This is a genomic window from Kocuria sp. CPCC 205260 (assembly GCF_040981045.1).
In the GTDB taxonomy this organism is placed as follows: domain Bacteria; phylum Actinomycetota; class Actinomycetes; order Actinomycetales; family Micrococcaceae; genus Kocuria; species Kocuria palustris.
Window position 1 is genome coordinate 384,145 of record NZ_JAVKPT010000002.1, and the last position, 16,475, is coordinate 400,619.

At 70.9% G+C, this 16,475-nt stretch carries 12 protein-coding genes; 7 read left to right on the plus strand and 5 right to left on the minus strand.

Going from position 1 to position 16,475, the window contains the following annotated elements:
• Positions 1-53 precede the first annotated feature (53 nt).
• Positions 54-1,472, minus strand: coding sequence for an amino acid permease (locus RF645_RS06480; protein ID WP_235044768.1), 1,419 nt, complete (start codon positions 1,470-1,472; stop codon positions 54-56).
• 112 nt (positions 1,473-1,584) lie between these two features.
• Here RF645_RS06480 and RF645_RS06485 point away from each other — a divergent pair, with 112 nt between their 5' ends.
• From RF645_RS06485 to RF645_RS06500, 4 genes are all read left to right on the plus strand, one after another.
• On the plus strand, positions 1,585-2,259 hold the full coding sequence (locus RF645_RS06485; protein WP_368818799.1) for a TetR/AcrR family transcriptional regulator: 675 nt from the start codon (positions 1,585-1,587) through the stop codon (positions 2,257-2,259).
• 83 nt (positions 2,260-2,342) lie between these two features.
• Entirely contained in the window at positions 2,343-4,805 is a 2,463-nt protein-coding gene (locus tag RF645_RS06490; RefSeq protein ID WP_368818800.1) for an MMPL family transporter, read from the plus strand.
• 208 nt (positions 4,806-5,013) lie between these two features.
• Positions 5,014-5,583 carry a Dps family protein gene (locus tag RF645_RS06495; RefSeq protein WP_368818801.1) on the plus strand — a complete coding sequence of 190 codons (570 nt, stop codon included), beginning with the start codon at positions 5,014-5,016 and terminating at the stop codon, positions 5,581-5,583.
• A 233-nt stretch (positions 5,584-5,816) separates the two neighbouring features.
• Entirely contained in the window at positions 5,817-7,274 is a 1,458-nt protein-coding gene (locus RF645_RS06500) for an MDR family MFS transporter (protein WP_024289430.1), read from the plus strand.
• Positions 7,275-7,337: 63 nt separating this feature from the next.
• Here RF645_RS06500 and RF645_RS06505 read toward each other — a convergent pair whose 3' ends face one another.
• Entirely contained in the window at positions 7,338-10,196 is a 2,859-nt protein-coding gene (locus tag RF645_RS06505; protein WP_368818802.1) for an FAD-binding and (Fe-S)-binding domain-containing protein, read from the minus strand.
• 152 nt (positions 10,197-10,348) lie between these two features.
• Between RF645_RS06505 and RF645_RS06510 the strand changes: the two genes are divergently transcribed.
• On the plus strand, positions 10,349-10,630 hold the full coding sequence (locus RF645_RS06510; RefSeq protein ID WP_368818803.1) for a hypothetical protein: 282 nt from the start codon (positions 10,349-10,351) through the stop codon (positions 10,628-10,630).
• 47 nt (positions 10,631-10,677) lie between these two features.
• Complete coding sequence (locus RF645_RS06515; RefSeq protein ID WP_368818804.1) at positions 10,678-12,672, plus strand: alpha-amylase family protein; 1,995 nt, start codon at positions 10,678-10,680, stop codon at positions 12,670-12,672.
• A gap of 90 nt (positions 12,673-12,762) precedes the next feature.
• Here RF645_RS06515 and RF645_RS06520 read toward each other — a convergent pair whose 3' ends face one another.
• Together RF645_RS06520 and RF645_RS06525 are read right to left on the minus strand one after the other, a co-directional pair.
• A complete protein-coding gene (locus tag RF645_RS06520) occupies positions 12,763-14,058 on the minus strand; it encodes an MFS transporter (protein WP_368818805.1) in 1,296 nt (431 codons plus the stop codon).
• Positions 14,059-14,727 carry a DUF1801 domain-containing protein gene (locus RF645_RS06525; protein ID WP_368818806.1) on the minus strand — a complete coding sequence of 223 codons (669 nt, stop codon included), beginning with the start codon at positions 14,725-14,727 and terminating at the stop codon, positions 14,059-14,061.
• 56 nt (positions 14,728-14,783) lie between these two features.
• On the opposite strand from RF645_RS06525, the gene RF645_RS06530 reads away from it, so the two are divergent.
• Entirely contained in the window at positions 14,784-15,518 is a 735-nt protein-coding gene (locus RF645_RS06530) for a Crp/Fnr family transcriptional regulator (protein WP_368818807.1), read from the plus strand.
• Between the two features lie 19 nt (positions 15,519-15,537).
• Here RF645_RS06530 and RF645_RS06535 read toward each other — a convergent pair whose 3' ends face one another.
• Complete coding sequence (locus RF645_RS06535; protein ID WP_368818808.1) at positions 15,538-16,470, minus strand: patatin family protein; 933 nt, start codon at positions 16,468-16,470, stop codon at positions 15,538-15,540.
• Positions 16,471-16,475: the final 5 nt, after the last annotated feature.

A 16,475-nucleotide genomic window follows, 5' to 3' on the forward strand; every position in this document is an offset into this window, starting at 1 on the left:
CCCGCCGGGAGCCGTGGAGGGCTTCCGGCGGGGCCTCGCTGCTGCGGGTGCCCTCAGACCCGGTCTGCGGTGGCCAGCTCGGGGCGGCGGCGGGCGAGGGCGGCGCCGATGACCCACAGGACGACCACCAGGGCGCCGGTGGCCAGCAGCTGGAAGCGCACATCCGGCACACCCATGCCCAGCACGATGATGGCCGCGATGATGGCCAGCGCCAGGTAGTTGACGTAGGGGAAGCCGCGGCCCTTCACGGGCATGGGGGTCCCGTCGCGCTCGGCGCGCCGGCGCAGGATCAGGTGGGAGACGATCGTGGCCACCCACGTGACGATCAGCGTGGAGCCCACGATGTTGAGCAGGATGCCCAGCACGGCCTCGGCCCACAGGTAGTTCAGCAGCACGCCCACGAAGCCCAGGGCGACCGAGGCGAGCACGGCCAGCAGGGGGACGCGGCGGCCGTCGATCCGGTGCAGGGCCGCGGGCGCCAGGCCGCGCTCGGACAGCGAGTAGACCATGCGGGAGGCCCCGTAGAGGTTCGCGTTCAGCGACGACAGCAGGGCGACCACGATGATCACTCCGAGCACCGCGCCCAGCCCGGGCAGGCCGGCGGCGTCCAGGGTGGCCACGAACGGCGAGGCCAGCAGCTCGTCCGAGTCCCAGGGCAGAGCGATCACCATGAGCGCGACCGAGCCCATGTAGAAGATCAGGATGCGCCACACGATGGTGCGCACCGCGCGGCGGATGTTCTGCGCGGGGTTCTCGGTCTCGGCGGCCGCCACCGCCACGATCTCGATGCCGCCGAAGGCGAAGGCCACCACGAGCAGGCCCGCGGCCACGCCGCCCAGGCCCAGGGGGAAGAAGCCGCCGTGATCGCTCAGGTTGCTCAGCCCCGGGGACTCGGTCGGCGTGCCGCCGAGCAGGAACACGATGCCCACGATGAGGAAGGCCACCACGGCGCCGACCTTGATCATGGAGAACCAGAACTCGAACTCGCCGAACTTCCCCACGCCGAGCATGTTGACCGCGGTGAAGGCGACCATGAACACGAGGGCCAGCACCCACTGGGGGAAGACGGGCCACAGGCCGTTGAGCAGCTGCGCGGCTGCCGTCGATTCGGCGGCGATCACCAGGCATAGCTGCAGCCACCACAGCCATCCGACCGTGAACCCGGCGGCCGGGCCGAGGGCTCGGGACGTGTAGACGGAGAAGGCCCCGGAGGAGGGGTGCGCGGCCGAGAGCTCGCCCAGGCTGCGCATCATGATGATCACGACGATCCCGGCGATCACGTAGGACAGCAGCACGGCTGGTCCTGCCGTGTGGATGCCTGCTCCCGAGCCCACGAACAGCCCGGCGCCGATCGCCGAGCCGAGGCTCATCATCACAAGATGGCGGCCCTTCATCCCGGCGCCGAGGCTGGAGGATCCGATGGGTGCGGTGCCGCTGTCCGGCGCGTCCGCGCGGGAGGAGGGAGAGCTCATGCGGGTGAACCTAGCATCGGCGCGGGGCCGTGGCGGACGGGGCGCACCGGGTGACTCATTGCACAGCGTGCAACATTGCACTCAGTGCAAGGTGCCCGCTAGGGTCCACTGCGTGAAACTGTCATGCCGCACTCCGCCGACGGACAAGCGCGAGGCCACCAAGTGGCGCAATCGCCGGGCGATCGTCGGGGCCGCCGCGCAGCTCACGGCGGAGCACGGGATCGACGGATTCAGCGTCGAGAGCCTCGCCGAGCGGGCGGGCGTCTCCCGGCGCACGATCTTCAGCCACTTCTCCTCGGTGGACGAGGCGATCTTCGCGTCGTTCGCATCCAAGGTCGATCAGCTCTACGAGGAGGTCGAGAAGGCCTTGGGGGGCGAGCCGTTCGCGACGCTGTCGGAGGCGTGCCTCGCCTTCACCGCCGCCCTGCGCTCGGTCGACATCCTCACGCCCGTGCATCCGTCCATCGTCCTGCTCTCGGCCATGGACCAGGAGCGGCAGCGTCCGAATGCCGAAAGGCTGCGCAGCGAGGAGATCTGGATGATCGGGCTCATGGAGGGCATGGTGCGCTACTGCGTCGACTCCCTCCGTGAGCGCATGGGCGAGGCCGAGCTCTGGGAGATCCGCCTGCTCGTGGAGATGGCCATCGCCGCGATGTCCTCGAGCGTCAAGCAGTGGGCCGAGACCACGGACCAGACGCTCTCCGAGCGCAACCGCCGCACCTGGACCACCCTGTTAGATCGGTCGCTGACGCGGCTCGAGACCGGGTTCGCCCGGCCCGAGCCCTGAGCGCACCGAGACTCCTGCATTCCCCGAAACAACCGCCGGGCGGCGTCGCTGCTCGGAACCGTCTCCTGAAGGGAGCCACGCCAGTGGCCAAGTTCCTCTACCGCCTGGGCCGGGGCGCAGCCACCCGCGCCTGGGTGGCGATCATCACCTGGCTCGTCCTGCTGGGCCTCGCCGGGGGCGCCTTCGCGGCGTTCAGCGGGACCCTGTCCAACTCCTTCGAGATCCCGGGCACCGAGACCCAGCAGCTGGCCGACCGTCTGGCCGACGAGCTGCCCAAGGCCAATCAGGGCATGGGAACGGTCGTCTTCAGCACCGAGGACGGCTCGGAGTTCACGGATGAGCAGAAGACCGAGATCGGCGAGGCTCTGGATGCCGCGGCGGACGTGGACGGCATGGCCTCGGCCATGAACCCGTTCGACGCCCAGGCGGATCTCGACGATCAGCGCGACCAGGTCGAGCAGGGCGCCGAGCAGCTGCCCCAGCTGATCGAGCTGCGCGACAGCGGCCGTCTCGATGCTGCCGTGCAGGCCGGCATGCTGCCCGAGGGCACCACAGCCGAGTCGGTCACGCAGCAGGAGCAGCAGCTGCAGGTCGGCCAGGACACCATGGACATGATGGGCGACTACGGCTTCGTGTCGCCCGAGGGGTCCACCGCGGTCGCCACGGTGAACTTCGACGAGGACCAGATGTCCATCGAGCAGTCCACCAAGGACGATCTGATGGCTGCCGTCGAGGATCACCCAGTCGACGGCGTGGAGGTCGACTACTCCAAGGAGATCGCCCAGGAGATGTCGGCGATGGGCGCCGGCGAGATCGTGGGCGTGGTCGTGGCGGTCGTGGTCCTGCTGATCATGCTGCGCACCGCGGTCGGCGCGGCCCTGCCGGTGCTGACCGCGTTCGTGGGCGTGGGCTTCTCCACCATGCTGGCGCTGTCGCTGTCGGGACAAGTGCAGATGGCCTCGGTGACCCCGATGCTCGGCGTGATGCTGGGCCTGGCCGTGGGCATCGACTACTCCCTGTTCCTGCTCAACCGCTACCGCACCGAGCTGCGCCGCGGCACGGAGGTCACGGAGGCCATCGGCCTGGCCACGGGCACTGCCGGCTCGGCCGTGGCCTTCGCAGGCATGACCGTGATGATCGCGCTGATCGGCCTGTCCGTCACGGGCATCCCCTTCTTGGCGCTCATGGGCGCCGTGGCCGCGCTCGCCGTGCTGGTGGCCGTGCTGATCACGCTGACCCTGACTCCTGCCCTGCTCGGGCTGGTGGGCAAGCGCCTGCTGCCCAAGTCGCAGCGCGATGTCACGGTGGATGAGGCCGAGCACGTCAAGACGCCCCTGGCTGTGCGTCGCCCGCTGCCGGTGCTGCTGGCGGCCGTGGCTGCGCTGGCGATCCTGGCGATTCCCATGGGGTCCATGCGCCTGGGCCTGCCCGACGGCTCCACCGAGCCGCAGGACTCGACGCAGTACGCGGCGTACACGACGGTGGCCGAGGAGTTCGGGGCCGGCAAGAACGGCCCCATGACGGTCGTGGCCGATCTGCCCGAGGACGCCACCGAGCAGGAGGCGCAGGAGCTGCAGCTGGCCGTCGGCCAGGAGGTCTCCGAGCTCGACGACGTCGCCTCCGTGGTCCCCACGCCGATCGATGTGGACTCCGGAATGGCGCTGCTGCAGGTCGTGCCCGAGAGCGGGCCGTCCGATGAGGCGACCGAGACCCTCGTGGACGACATCCGCGGCCTGTCCGGGAACGTGGAGGCGGCCGGCGATCCGACGATCGGCGTGGCCGGCATGACGGCGGCCAACATCGATGTCTCGCAGGTCCTCTCCGATGCGCTGCCCGTCTACCTGGCGGTCGTCGTGGCGATCTCGATGGTCCTGCTGATCCTGGTGTTCCGCTCGATCCTGGTGCCGGTGATCGCGTCGCTCGGCTTCCTGCTGTCGCTGCTGGCGGCCTTCGGCGTCGTCGTGGCGGTTTACCAGTGGGGCTGGCTGAGCTGGCTGTTCAACGTCACCGAGCCCGGGCCGGTGCTCAGCTTCCTGCCCACGCTGATGGTCGGCATCCTGTTCGGCCTGGCGATGGACTACCAGCTGTTCCTGGTCACCGGCATGCGAGAGGCCCATGTCCACGGCTATCCGGCGCGGAGCGCGGTGGTCCGCGGCATGGTGGGCGGCCGGGCCGTGGTGACCGCGGCGGCGATCATCATGACCTCGGTCTTCGCGGGCTTCATCTTCTCCCACATGGCGATGATCCGGCCCATGGGATTCGGTCTGGCCACGGGCGTGCTGTTCGACGCCTTCCTGGTCCGCATGACGATCATCCCGGCGCTGATGACGCTGCTGGGGGAGAAGGCCTGGTGGTTCCCGCGCTGGCTCGATCGCATCCTGCCGAACGTGGATGTGGAGGGCGAGTCCCTGCAGCAGGGCAAGCCCCAGGCCGAGGCCCCGGCCTCGCGCGACGAGCGGCTGGCCCGGGAGGTCGTCGCCGCCGAGGAGGAGCAGGCGCTGGCCGGATCCTCCCGGTCCTCGCGGGGCAGGCACGCAGCCGAGTGAGCCGGGCCCTCGGCTGAGCGGCGCCCCGGGCCCCCGCGAGGGGACCCGGGGCGCCGCTCGTCCTGCTTCTCGCTTATCGTGAACAGCTCTGGATAACGCACCCGAAGGGTGCCATCATGGAGGCATGGAGACATCCGCCGACTGATCAGATCGATCGGGCTCCGCCAGACGCGGAGCGCAGGCTGATGGCGACGGAAGGAGCAGAACCATGGCTGAGGCATTCCCGAACAACGCCAAGTACACCCTGCCCGGACTGACCCCCGAGCAGGGAAACCGCATCGCGACGATCCTGCAGGACCGCCTGTGGGCCCTCAACGACCTTCAGCTCGTGCTCAAGCACGCGCACTGGAACGTTGTGGGCCGCAACTTCATCGGAGTCCACGAGATGCTGGATCCCCAGGTCGACGAGGTCCGCGCGGCCGTCGACGACATCGCCGAGCGCATCGCCGCGCTGGGCTACTCCCCGGACGGCCGCGCCAGCTCGCTGGTGCAGGGCCGCACCTGGGACGACTACTCCGTGGGCCGGGCCGGTGCGCTGGAGCACCTCGGCGCCCTCGATCTGGTCTACAGCGGAGTCATCGAGTCCCACCGCAAGGCCATCGACGAGGTCGGCGAGCTCGACCCGGTCACCGAGGACATGCTGATCAGCCAGACCGGCGGCCTCGAGGCCTTCCAGTGGTTCGTGCGCGCGCACCTGGAGAACGACGAGGGCGATCTGGCCACTCGCGGCGCCACGTCCGAGAACGACGCCGCCCAGCGCGCCATCGGCAACGGCTGAGCGAGCTGAGCGCCCCGCTCGGTCCGCCTGAGCGGCATTGAGGGAAGGGCCCCGACGACTCCGGTCGTCGGGGCCCTTCCCTCTGAGCGCCCCGCTCGGCGCCCAGAGGGTGGGACGCCCCTCACACTGTGCTCTCACCGCATGTCCGGGCATGTAGCGTGCTGCGGCATCCCTGTGCGCCTCAGCCCCGGCCCGGGACGCCGAACCCCCGCCCAGAAGTCCAGGAGGAACCCGTGTCGCCCTCAGTCGAAGAGCCCCGGCCCGCGCAGCCCGACCTCGAGCCGGCGCGCGTGCGCACCCTGCTGGTCATCCTCATCACCGCCGCGTTCGTGGTGATCCTCAACGAGACGGTGCTCTCCGTCGCGCTGCCCGATCTCATGGACGAGCTGGACATCCCGGCACCCACCGCGCAGTGGCTGACCACAGGCTTCATGCTCACGATGGCCGTGGTCATCCCCACGACCGGTTTCGTGCTCCAGCGCTTCGCCCACCGCCGGGTGTTCATGGCGGCCATGGTCCTGTTCACCCTGGGCACCCTGCTGGCCATGCTGGCCCCCGGATTCCCCGTGCTCATGGTCGGGCGCGTGATCCAGGCCTGCGGCACCGCGCTGATGCTGCCGCTGCTGATGACCACCGTGCTCAACGTGATTCCGGTCGAGCGCCGCGGCTCCGTGATGGGGCTGATCTCCGTGGTGATCTCGGTGGCCCCGGCCGTGGGGCCCACGATCTCCGGGCTGATCCTGGACTCGCTGAGCTGGCGGTGGCTGTTCGCGATCATGCTCCCGATCGCGCTGGCCGCCCTGGCTCTGGGTGCGTGGCTCATGCCCGCCATGGGGGAGCAGCGCCGAGTGGGCCTGGACCTGATCTCGGTGCCGCTGTCGGTGCTGGGCTTCGGCGGGCTGGTCATGGGGCTCAACGGCATCGGAGCCTCGGACGCGGCCATCCCGGCGGTGCCGGCCTTCGTCGTCGGCGTGATCGCGCTGGTGCTGTTCGTGCTGCGCCAGCGCTCGCTGCAGCGCGAGGACCGCGCCCTGCTGGACCTGCGCCCGTTCACCTACCGCGTCTACACGATCTCGCTCGGGCTGATGATCGTGTCCTTCGGCGGCCTGTTCGGGATGATCATCCTCCTGCCCATCTACCTGCAGTCGGTGCAGGGCCACTCCACGCTGACCACTGGGCTGGTCATGCTGCCGGGCGGTCTGATCATGGGCCTGCTCTCCCCGTTCGTCGGACGGCTCTACGACCGCCACGGCGCGCGGGTCCTGGTCATCCCGGGGACGATCCTGCTCAGCCTCGGCATGTTCACGCTGAGCCGGCTCGCGCTGGAGACCCCGCTGTGGACCGTCGTGATGGCCCACGTGATCATCTCCTGCGGCCTGGCCCTGCTGATCACGCCGCTGATGACCTCCGCCCTGGGCAGCCTGCCGCAGCCGCTCTACTCGCACGGCTCGGCGCTGCTGAACACCCTGCAGCAGGTGGCGGGCGCGGCCGGCGGCGCCCTGTTCATCACGCTGATGTCCGTGGGCACCCTGGCCGCCGTCCGGGGAGGGGAGTCGGAGCTGGAGGCCACGGCGCACGGCGTCCATGTGGCCTTCCTGGTGGGCTTCGGGATCGCCCTGGTGGCGCTGGCGCTCTCGTTCGTCGTCCCGCGCAAGCCGGCGAGCCCCGCGGGGCGCCAGACCCTGGACTGATCGGCGCACTGCCGTGAAGGCGCCCGGTCCGGGAGGACCGGGCGCCTTCCGTCTCTGTCACCGTCAGCGGGTGGCGGCCTCGAGGTGCTGCAGGACGTGGCGGTACGGCTTACCGGTGGCCTCCGTCATCCCGAGCTCGCAGGTGCGGTTCAGGGAGGCGTAGGCGTCGAAGCCGTGCTCGCCCACCTCGGCGGCCTCCCGGCGCGTGGCCGAGGCGGTCAGCTCGGGGTGCAGCATCCCCCGGTCCCCGGCGTAGGCGCAGCAGCGCCACTCGAGGGGCACGACGACCTCCTCGGCCATGGCCTCGGCGATCTTTCGCAGGGATTCGTTGAGCCCGAGCTGGGTGGAGGAGCACGTGGGGTGCAGCGCCATCGACTCGAGGCGCTGTCCGACCCGGAGCCGAGGCAGCAGCTCCTGGGCCGCGAACTCGACCGAGTCCACGAAGCGCAGACCGGCCCAGGGGGAGTCCGGCCTGGCCGCCGCCTGCATGGCCTCGAGGCCCTCGGTGCACGACGACGCATCGCAGACCACCGGCAGGCGACCGTGGTCCGTGGCCTCCCAGAGCATCGGCAGCGTGGTCCGCGTCATCCGCTCGAAGCCCGAGGTCATGCCCTTGGACTTCCACGGCGTCCCGCAGCAGGTCGAGGCCAGTCCCTCGGGCACGGCGATCGGCACCCCTGCCCTCTCGCACAGCCGCAGCAGCGCCTGGGCCGCCGACGGCTCGCCGGCCTCGGAGCCGCCGAACATCGAGGACACGCAGGCGGCGAAGAGGACGGCCTGCGCCTCCGGAGGCGACTGCGGCTCGGGTCGGGGTCCTCCTCCTGCGGGCAGATGCTGCGAGTACAGCGGCACGCGATCCGAGCCGAGCACGGCTCGCGCCGCCGCGGTGGCCGCGCGGGGCAGAGCGGCGGGAACGGCGTCGGCCGCGCTCAGCGCGCCCGAGGCCGCCCGCACGCCCACGTCCCATCGACGCGCCGCCGTGTCCCAGCCGAGGTCCTCGATGCGGGAGGCGCTCTCCGCCCGCAGCCGTCGGACCAGATCGCCGGTGTCGATGTCCACGGGGCAGGCCGTCGAGCACATGCCGTCCACGGCACATGTCTGCTCCCCCAGGTAGGCGTACTCCCGCAACAGGGCCTCGGCCTGCTCCCAGTCCCCGCGCTGCTCGGCGTCGCGGATCTCGCGACGCCCCACGATGCGCTGGCGCGGCGTGAGCGTCAGATCCTGCGACGGGCACACCGGCTCGCAGTAGCCGCACTCGACGCAGCGATCGACCTCCTCCTCGACCGTGGGAGCGATCTTGAGGTCCTGGAGGTAGCAGCGGGGATCGTCGTTGAGGATCACGCCCGGGTTGAACGCCCCGCGCGGGTCTACGAGGGCCTTGAGCTCGCGCATGACCTCGTAGAGCTCGTCGCCGTACTGGCGGCGCACGAACGGCGCCATGATCCGCCCAGTGCCGTGCTCGGCCTTCAGCGAGCCTCCGGCGTCCAGGATGAGCTCGACCATCTCGTCGGTGAAGCGCTCGTAGCGCGCCAGCCCGTTCGTGTCTGCGAACTGCTCGTTGAGCATGAAGTGGACGTTGCCGTCCTTGGCATGGCCGAAGATCACCGACTGCTCGTAGTCGTGGGCGTCGAACAGGCGGTTGAGCTCGTTGCAGGTCTCGCCCAGGCGCTCCACCGGGACCACGACGTCCTCCAGCAGCGCGTTCGCCCCGGAGGGCCGGTTCCCGGCGACGGCGGCGTACAGGCCCTTGCGCACGGTCCACAGCCCGGCGCGGGCTGCGGCATCGCTGGTGAGCCCGGGGTCGGCCGACAGGTCCAGGCCGACGAAGTGCTCCCGCGCTGCACCGCTGCGCTCGGCGAGGTCCTCCGGGCTCGACCCGTTGTACTCGACCAGCAGCGCGGCGTGATCGGCCACGTCGATGTCCATGATCTGGCGCGGTGCGGTGCCGGAGGCCTGGGCGACCCGCAGCGAGGTCGCGTCCATGAGCTCCACGGTCGCCGAGCCGATCTCCACGAGCCCGGGCACCGCCGAGGTGGCCTCCAGCAGCGTGGGGAACACGAGCAGGCCGGTGGCGACCTCAGGGGCGATCTCGACGGTGCGAAGCACAGCCTCGGCCACGAAGCCCAGCGTGCCCTCCGAGCCGATCATCAGCCGCTGCAGGATCCGCACCGGCTCGGTCTCGTCCAGGAACGCGTTGAGGCCGTAGCCCATGGTGTTCTTCATGGCGAAGAGCCGCTCGATGGTCGCTGTGGAGGCGGCATCACCCGTGACACGGCGGCGCAGGCGCAGCAGACCCTCGTGCAGCTCGGGCTCGGCCTCGCGCAGCTGCCGGTCGGCGTCGTGGTCCGCGGTGTCCAGGACCGTGCCCGAGGGCAGCACCATCACCATGGACTCGAGCGTGCGGTAGGTGTTCTGCTCCGTGCCGCAGTGCATACCAGAGGAGTTGTCCGCGATGACCCCGCCCAGGGTGCAGGCGGACTCGCTGGCGGGGTCGGGGCCGAGCTTGCGCCCGTACGGGGCCAGCACCGCGTTGGCCTCCCGCACCGTGCTGCCCGGGCGCACCCGCACCCGCGCCCCGTCGTCCAGGACCTCGACGCCGCGGAAGTGCCGCCGCACGTCCACGAGGACCTGGTCCGTGACGGCCTGCCCGGACAGCGACGTCCCGCCCGAGCGCAGGGTCAGGCCGGTGTCGTGACGCTCCAGGATCCGCAGCAGGGACCCGAGCTCGTCGGCCGAGTGGGGGCGGACCAGGGCGCGGGGCTGCAGGAGGTAGTGGGAGGCGTCGTGCGCGGCCGCTCGGCGCTCGAGCTGCGAGTCCACGAGCTGGCCCGGCCAAGCGCCGAGATCCCGCAGCAGGGGATCCTGCGGCTCCTGCGGGGCGCGGGAGGCGAGTCTGGCGGGCAGCGGCAACGTTGACTTCATGAGACTGATTCTCCCACGCTCGCACGGGGATCGCGTGATCTGCGTCGCTGTTAGACGACCCGTGGCCGTCGGCGGGGAGACTCTCGGCGCCGACTCCATCGGCGGAGATTCCGGCGGGAACGACCGAGCCCTCTGGGATCTATGCTCCTGCCATGATCTCGATCGGGCCCCTCGTCGTCCTGGGCATCGCGCTTCTCGTCATCGTCGCTCTGGTGCTCATCATCGTGGTGGTGATCGTGCGCGCCTCCAGCGACCGCTCGCGCCGACGTCCCGGCTCAGGCGCCGATGGCGCGGCCCTGGGCGGGGCCACGTACGCGGACTCCCAGGGCTGGGGCTCCGACGACAGGCACCATGACAGCGGCTCGGGCTGGTTCGGCGGCGGCGACTCCGGCGGCGATTCCGGCGGGGGCGACGGCGGCGGCGGAAGCGACTGAGCGGGTCACCGCTTTGCTCCGGGGCCGCGGCAGGGAAGCATGGAGCCATGGCCTCTGATTCCCGCGCATCCGTCGTGTCCGACCGTCCTGAGCTGAGCGATCTCTCGAGCACGACCGAGGCCGTCGAGGCCGCCCGCAATCGGGCCGTCGCGCAGCTGCGCGAGCTCGTGGCCGAGCGGAAGGTCGCCCCGTGGCAGGCCGCCGGGTTCCTCGAGCGCTTCGATGAGCACTTCCCGGCGCTGCTCGAGCTCTTCCGGCGCACCTACGGATCGGGTGAGAAGGCCGCCGTCGTCGTGGTGGAGATGGGAGCGCAGCTGGCCAGCGCGTGGGCGCAGCGCCCCGCGCAGCTGCGCGCGGTGGACGACACCCGCGGCGAGGATCCCGAGTGGTACCTGCGTCCCACGGAGGTGGGCGGGGTCTGCTACATCGACCGCTGGGCCGGCGATCTGGCGGGGCTGCGCTCGCGGATCCCGTACCTGCGCGAGCTCGGTCTGACGTACCTGCACGTCATGCCGCCCTTCAAGGTGCCTGCGGGCAACAGCGACGGCGGCTATGCGGTGTCGTCGTACCGCGAGCTGCGTCCCGATCTGGGGACCATGGCGGAGCTCGCGGACACCGCCGGGGAGCTTCGCGAGGCCGGCATCAGCCTGGTGGTCGACTTCGTGCTCAACCACACCGCCAGCGACCACAAGTGGGCGCAGCGGGCGAAGGCCGGGGACCCGGAGTTCGAGGAGCTGTACTGGATCTACCCGGATCGCGAGATGCCGGATGCCTTCGAGCGGACCACGCGCGAGATCTTCCCGGACGATCATCCCGGCTCCTTCACGCCTGTGGCCGCCGATGACCCCCGCTGGGTGTGGACCACGTTCCACGACTTCCAGTGGGATCTGAACTGGACCAATCCGCGCGTGCTGGCGCTCATGGCCCAGGAGATGCTCTTCCTGGCCAACCAGGGGGCGGAGGTGCTGCGCCTGGATGCGGTCGCGTTCCTGTGGAAGCAGCTCGGCACCACCTGCGAGTCGCTGCCGCAGGCGCACTGGATCGTGCAGATCCTCAACCGCGTCTGCCGCATCGCCGCCCCGGCCACGATCTTCAAGTCCGAGGCCATCGTCCACCCGGACGAGGTCGTGCAGTACGTCCACCCCGACGAGTGCCAGATCTCCTACAACCCCCTGCAGATGGCGCTGACCTGGGAGGCGCTGGCCACGCGGAAGGCCACGCTGCTCGACGACGCCCTGGCCGAGCGCCACGAGCTGCCCGCCGGGACCGCGTGGGTCAACTACGTCCGCAGCCACGACGACATCGGCTGGACCTTCTCCGACGAGGACGCCGCTCGCCACGGGATCGACGGCTACGGGCACCGTCGTTTCCTCAACGACTTCTACACGGGCCGCTTCGAGGGCTCCTTCGCCGACGGCGTCGCGTTCCAGTACAACCCCCGCACCGGCGACGCCCGCGTCTGCGGCACCACGGCCTCGCTGGCCGGCACGAGGACCGAGCCCGAGCTCGGCGTGCGCCGCGTGCTGCTGGCCCACGGCATCGCGTTCTCGACCGGCGGGCTGCCGCTGATCTACCTGGGCGACGAACTGGCGCAGACCAACGACGAGGACTGGGCGCAGGACCCCGATCAGGCCGGCGACGCCCGGTGGGCCCACCGCCCGCGCTTCCCGGAGGCGGCGTTCGAGCAACGGCTGGACCGCTCGAGCGTCCCCGGGCAGGTCTATGCGGGGCTGCGGCACATGCTGGCCGTGCGTGCGGCGACCTCGGAGCTCGACGGCGCGGATCTGATCGGCTTCGACGCCGGCAGCGAGCACCTGGTCGCGTATCAGCGCCCGGGTCTGGATCCGGAGGGGCGCCCGTCGGTGATCCTCTGCCTGGCCAACGTCTCCGAGGAGTCGGTGCGGGTCGAGGCCCTGACGCTGTCGGGCTTCGAGCCGGAGGCGACCTCGCTGCTGGCCGAGCAGGACACGGCGCTCGATCTCTCCCAGGGCCTGGAGGTCGGCCCGCTGGAGACCCTGTGGCTGAGGGTGCGCGCCCGCTGAGGCACCGCCCGCCCCGGTCGAGGCCGCACCTACGCAGCTGATCAGCGCTGATCGGGCGCGGATGTGCGGCATCGGCGGCGCGTCAGCGGGTCAGGACGACGATTCGGCGAGGTCCTGATCGACCGTGCGGCCGCCGCCCAGCATGACCCCGGCTCCCATGAGCAGAACGGCGCTTGCCATCAGCATGGCCAGGGGTGCGGCCCAGCCGCCGGTGGCCTCGCGCAGCAGTCCCACCACGAACGGGCCGGCCGCCGCGAACAGGTAGCCCACCGGCTGGGCGAAGCCCGAGAGACGAGCCGTGGTCTCCGGGGTGCCCGAGCGCGTCACGATCAGCGACAGCGCCAGCGGGAACGTGAACTGGCCGATGCCCAGCAGCAGCACCCAGGCGATCATCCCGGCAGCGGGCGCCAGCAGGAGGCCGAGCCAGCCGCTGAGCATGCACAGGCCCAGGGCGGTGGTCCAGGCGGTGATCCGCTGCGAGCGGGCGGCGATCTGCGGCATCAGCAATCCGCCGGGGATGCCGAACAGGGACATGGTGCCCACCAGCAGGGCCGCCGTGCCCGCTGAGACGCCGGCGTCGCGGTAGATCTGCGCGAGCCAGCCGAACTGGACGTAGGCGTTCATGGACTGCAGGCCGAAGAACGCGCACAGCGCCACCGCGGTGCGGGAGCGGTGGATCGGCAGACCCGTGGCGCGCTCGCCGACGCCGTGGTCGCGGCCGCGCACCCGCAGCAGCATGACGGCCCAGATCGCCGCCGCGAGCAGCGCCACCACCGCCCAGGTGCCCAGCGCATAGTGCCACCCGGTGCCCTCGCCGCCCAGGGACAGCAGCGGAGCGGTGGCGAACATCGGAAGCGCCGCGCCGAGGCCGAGCCCGACGGTGTATACGGAGGTGACGGCCGCCGTGCGCTGTCCCGAGTATCGCTTGATGACGGCCGGAACGAGCACGTTGCCCAGGCCCATCCCCGTCAGCGCGAGGGCGCTCAGCAGCAGGAAGACCACGGCGGAATCGGTCACGGAGCGCACCAGCCCTGCGAGGCCCACCAGCACCAGGCCGCCGCAGGTGGTCCCCACGAGACCGAATCGCCGTGCGATGCCCACCGCGGTGAGCCCGGCGAGTCCGAAGACCAGCCCGGGCAGCGCCGTGAGGATGCCGGCGACGGCCGCGGAGACGCCCAGGCCGCTCTGGATCTCCTCCAGCACGGGACCGATCGATGTCGCGATGGGGCGCAGGTTCAGGGAGACGGCGGCCGCGGCCAGCACCAGCAGCGTCAGGGACAGCGCAGCCGGCGACGGCCCCGCCGCCGGCTGGACCGTCGCAGCGTCCTCGAACGGCGTCTCGTCGTGGCGCTTGAGTTCCGGGATCTCAGGGGTCGACGACGGCATTCAGCAGCTCCTGGGTGCGGAGGTCCAGGCGTGGCGCACCAGCTGCTCCAGGACGCCCGGATCGATATCGGCGAGCTTGTTCACGTATACGCAGGACACGGCGGTGCGGTGCTTGCCGAGCTGTCCCAGCAGCTCCTCGGAGCGGGGATGGCCCTGCAGACCGTACAGGCTCACGGCCGACTTCCGCGGGCTGAAGCCCACCCGGAAGGTGTCGCCCTCGCGTCCGCTCGCATAGCGGTAGTGCATCTCTCCGTAGCCGATCATCGACGGTCCCCACATGAACGCCGGCTGCTCTGTGACTCGGTCGAAGAGCTCGAGCAGGGCGCGGCCGTCGTCGACGCGGCGCTGCGGAGACAGCCCGTCGATGAACTCCGCCGGGCTGACGTCGGTGGGGTGCGTCTTGAGGTCGGCAGCACCCTCCCCGGTGTGTCCTGCGGTGACCACGGCGTCGCGGGGCTGCGGTTCGGGAACGTCCCCGCCCAGCGACATCCCCCGCTCCTCGAGGGCGGCCTGCAGCCGCTCCAGAGCGCGGGCGCCCACGCCGTGCAGCGCCAGCAGGTCGTCGTGATCCGCACCGTCCAGGGACTCGAGGCTCGTGTGCCCCGCGGATTCCAGGGCGCGGCGAGCGGGCGCGACGAGGCCGCCGATCCTGTCCAGGGGAGTGGTCATGGCCCGAGCGTACGGGAGAATCGGAGTCCCGCCGTCCTGAGCCGAAAGAGGATGAGATGTCCGCGAGCTGCCGCTGCTGCCAGGGTGAACAGGCCCGGGTCGATGCCTCCGGGCGCGTGCAGATGGATCCCGATCACCGTCTGGCCTGCGTCAGCCGGGTGCCCATCTTCCGGGGGCTGCCTGAGGAGGATCGGCGTCGGATCGCCGCCCGCGCCACGACCCGCCTGGTACCCAAGGGCGAGGTGGTCCAGCAGCAGGGCGGCATGCCCGCGCTGCAGATCGTCCACTCCGGGCAGGTCAAGCAGTGCCTGCTGGCCGAGGACGGCACCCAGCGGCTGCTGCGGATCCTGGGGCCGGGGGAGTTCATGGGCGAGCACTCGGTGCTCACCGGACGGCCCGCCCCGCGGGAGGCCACGGCCATGACGGTCTCCCAGGTCTGCACGCTCTCGCGCCTGGACGTCCAGCAGTGGCTCGAGGAGACCCCGCAGCTCGCGCTGAGCCTGCTCGATGCCGTGACCGCTCGGCTCGAGGACACCGAGGCGCGGCTCAGCGAGCTCGTGGGCACCACGGTGGGTCACCGTCTGGGCGAGTACCTGGCCGGTGCCGCCGACGGGGTTGAGGGCGTGCCGTTCGACCTCCCGATCAGCAAGCGGGACCTCGCCCAGCTGCTGGGCACCACTCCCGAAACCATCTCCCGGAGGCTGCGGGCGCTGTCGGACGAGGGCCTGCTGCGTGTGGGGCCCGGTCGGCGGATGGTCGTCATGGACATCGCGGGCATGCTGCGCGCCTGATCCTCCGGGGCCCCGGGTCTCACACGCCCAGGAAATCCCGCCAGGACGGCAGCTCGCGCTGCGCCTGCAGGTAGCCGGCGGCGTAGGAGGCCTGCAGCCGGGGCAGGCGGCGCTCGCCGTTGGAGACCGGCATGTGGTCCGGGACGAAGACCATGGCATCGCCCGAGGCCTCGAGGTCGAAGACCTGCTCGCGCATGCGGTTGTAGTTCTCCGCGCGGGCCTCGAGCGCCTCCACGACGGCCGGCAGGTCACGGAACCGACGGCGAATCACGGCGCTGAAGCGCTCGGCCGCCTTGGTGAAGCCGCGCTCCTGGCTCAGCACGATCAGGAACTTGGTGTAGCCGTCGACCTGCGCGGCATCCAGCGGGATGCCGCCGGAGGGGCCGATCGCGCCGTCGTAGTAGAGGTCGCCGTCGCGCTCGACCGGCGGCATCACCAGCGGCATGGACGACGACGCTCGCGCCAGGCGCATCAGATCCAGCTCGCTGTGGATCGCCTCCCGTCCGACGTAGTGCATGGTGCCCTTCGAGGCGTTGAACGTCCCGATCCGGAACGAGGCCGGGTTGGCCAGGTAGGTCTGGTAGTCGAAGGGCAGAGGACCGCCCGGTCCGGCCGCATCCTCGTAGATGAACTGGGAGTTCAGCAGACCGTGGCCGCGGGCGAAGGTGGAGAGGTTCCCGAAGTCCGGCTCCTGCGAGAACTCCACGAAGGACCGGCGCGCCCGCCAGATGTCCCGGGACAGGTAATGCGCGGTGTGGCTGGCCCCGGCGGAGATCCCGCAGACGTAGTCGATGTGGATGCCCGCGCTGAGCAGCGTGGTGACCACTCCGGCCGTGTAGCTGCCGCGCATGCCCCCGCCCTCGAAGACGAGAGCGACGTCCTTGACGTTGCTGGTCAGGGGCGCAGGCCTCGTCTGGGCCTGCGGATCGGTGTCCTGGCCTTCCGTTTCCATGGCCA

Excerpts from the sequence above, each read along its gene's own strand:
- RF645_RS06525 (WP_368818806.1), bottom strand. The coding sequence starts at position 14,727 with ATGACCACTCCCCTGGACAGGATCGGCGGCCTCGTCGCGCCCGCTCGC.
- RF645_RS06510 (WP_368818803.1), top strand. The coding sequence starts at position 10,349 with ATGATCTCGATCGGGCCCCTCGTCGTCCTGGGCATCGCGCTTCTCGTC.
- RF645_RS06505 (WP_368818802.1), bottom strand. The coding sequence starts at position 10,196 with ATGAAGTCAACGTTGCCGCTGCCCGCCAGACTCGCCTCCCGCGCCCCG.
- RF645_RS06515 (WP_368818804.1), top strand. The coding sequence starts at position 10,678 with ATGGCCTCTGATTCCCGCGCATCCGTCGTGTCCGACCGTCCTGAGCTG.
- RF645_RS06535 (WP_368818808.1), bottom strand. The coding sequence starts at position 16,470 with ATGGAAACGGAAGGCCAGGACACCGATCCGCAGGCCCAGACGAGGCCT.
- RF645_RS06520 (WP_368818805.1), bottom strand. The coding sequence starts at position 14,058 with ATGCCGTCGTCGACCCCTGAGATCCCGGAACTCAAGCGCCACGACGAG.
- RF645_RS06530 (WP_368818807.1), top strand. The coding sequence starts at position 14,784 with ATGTCCGCGAGCTGCCGCTGCTGCCAGGGTGAACAGGCCCGGGTCGAT.
- RF645_RS06495 (WP_368818801.1), top strand. The coding sequence starts at position 5,014 with ATGGCTGAGGCATTCCCGAACAACGCCAAGTACACCCTGCCCGGACTG.
- RF645_RS06480 (WP_235044768.1), bottom strand. The coding sequence starts at position 1,472 with ATGAGCTCTCCCTCCTCCCGCGCGGACGCGCCGGACAGCGGCACCGCA.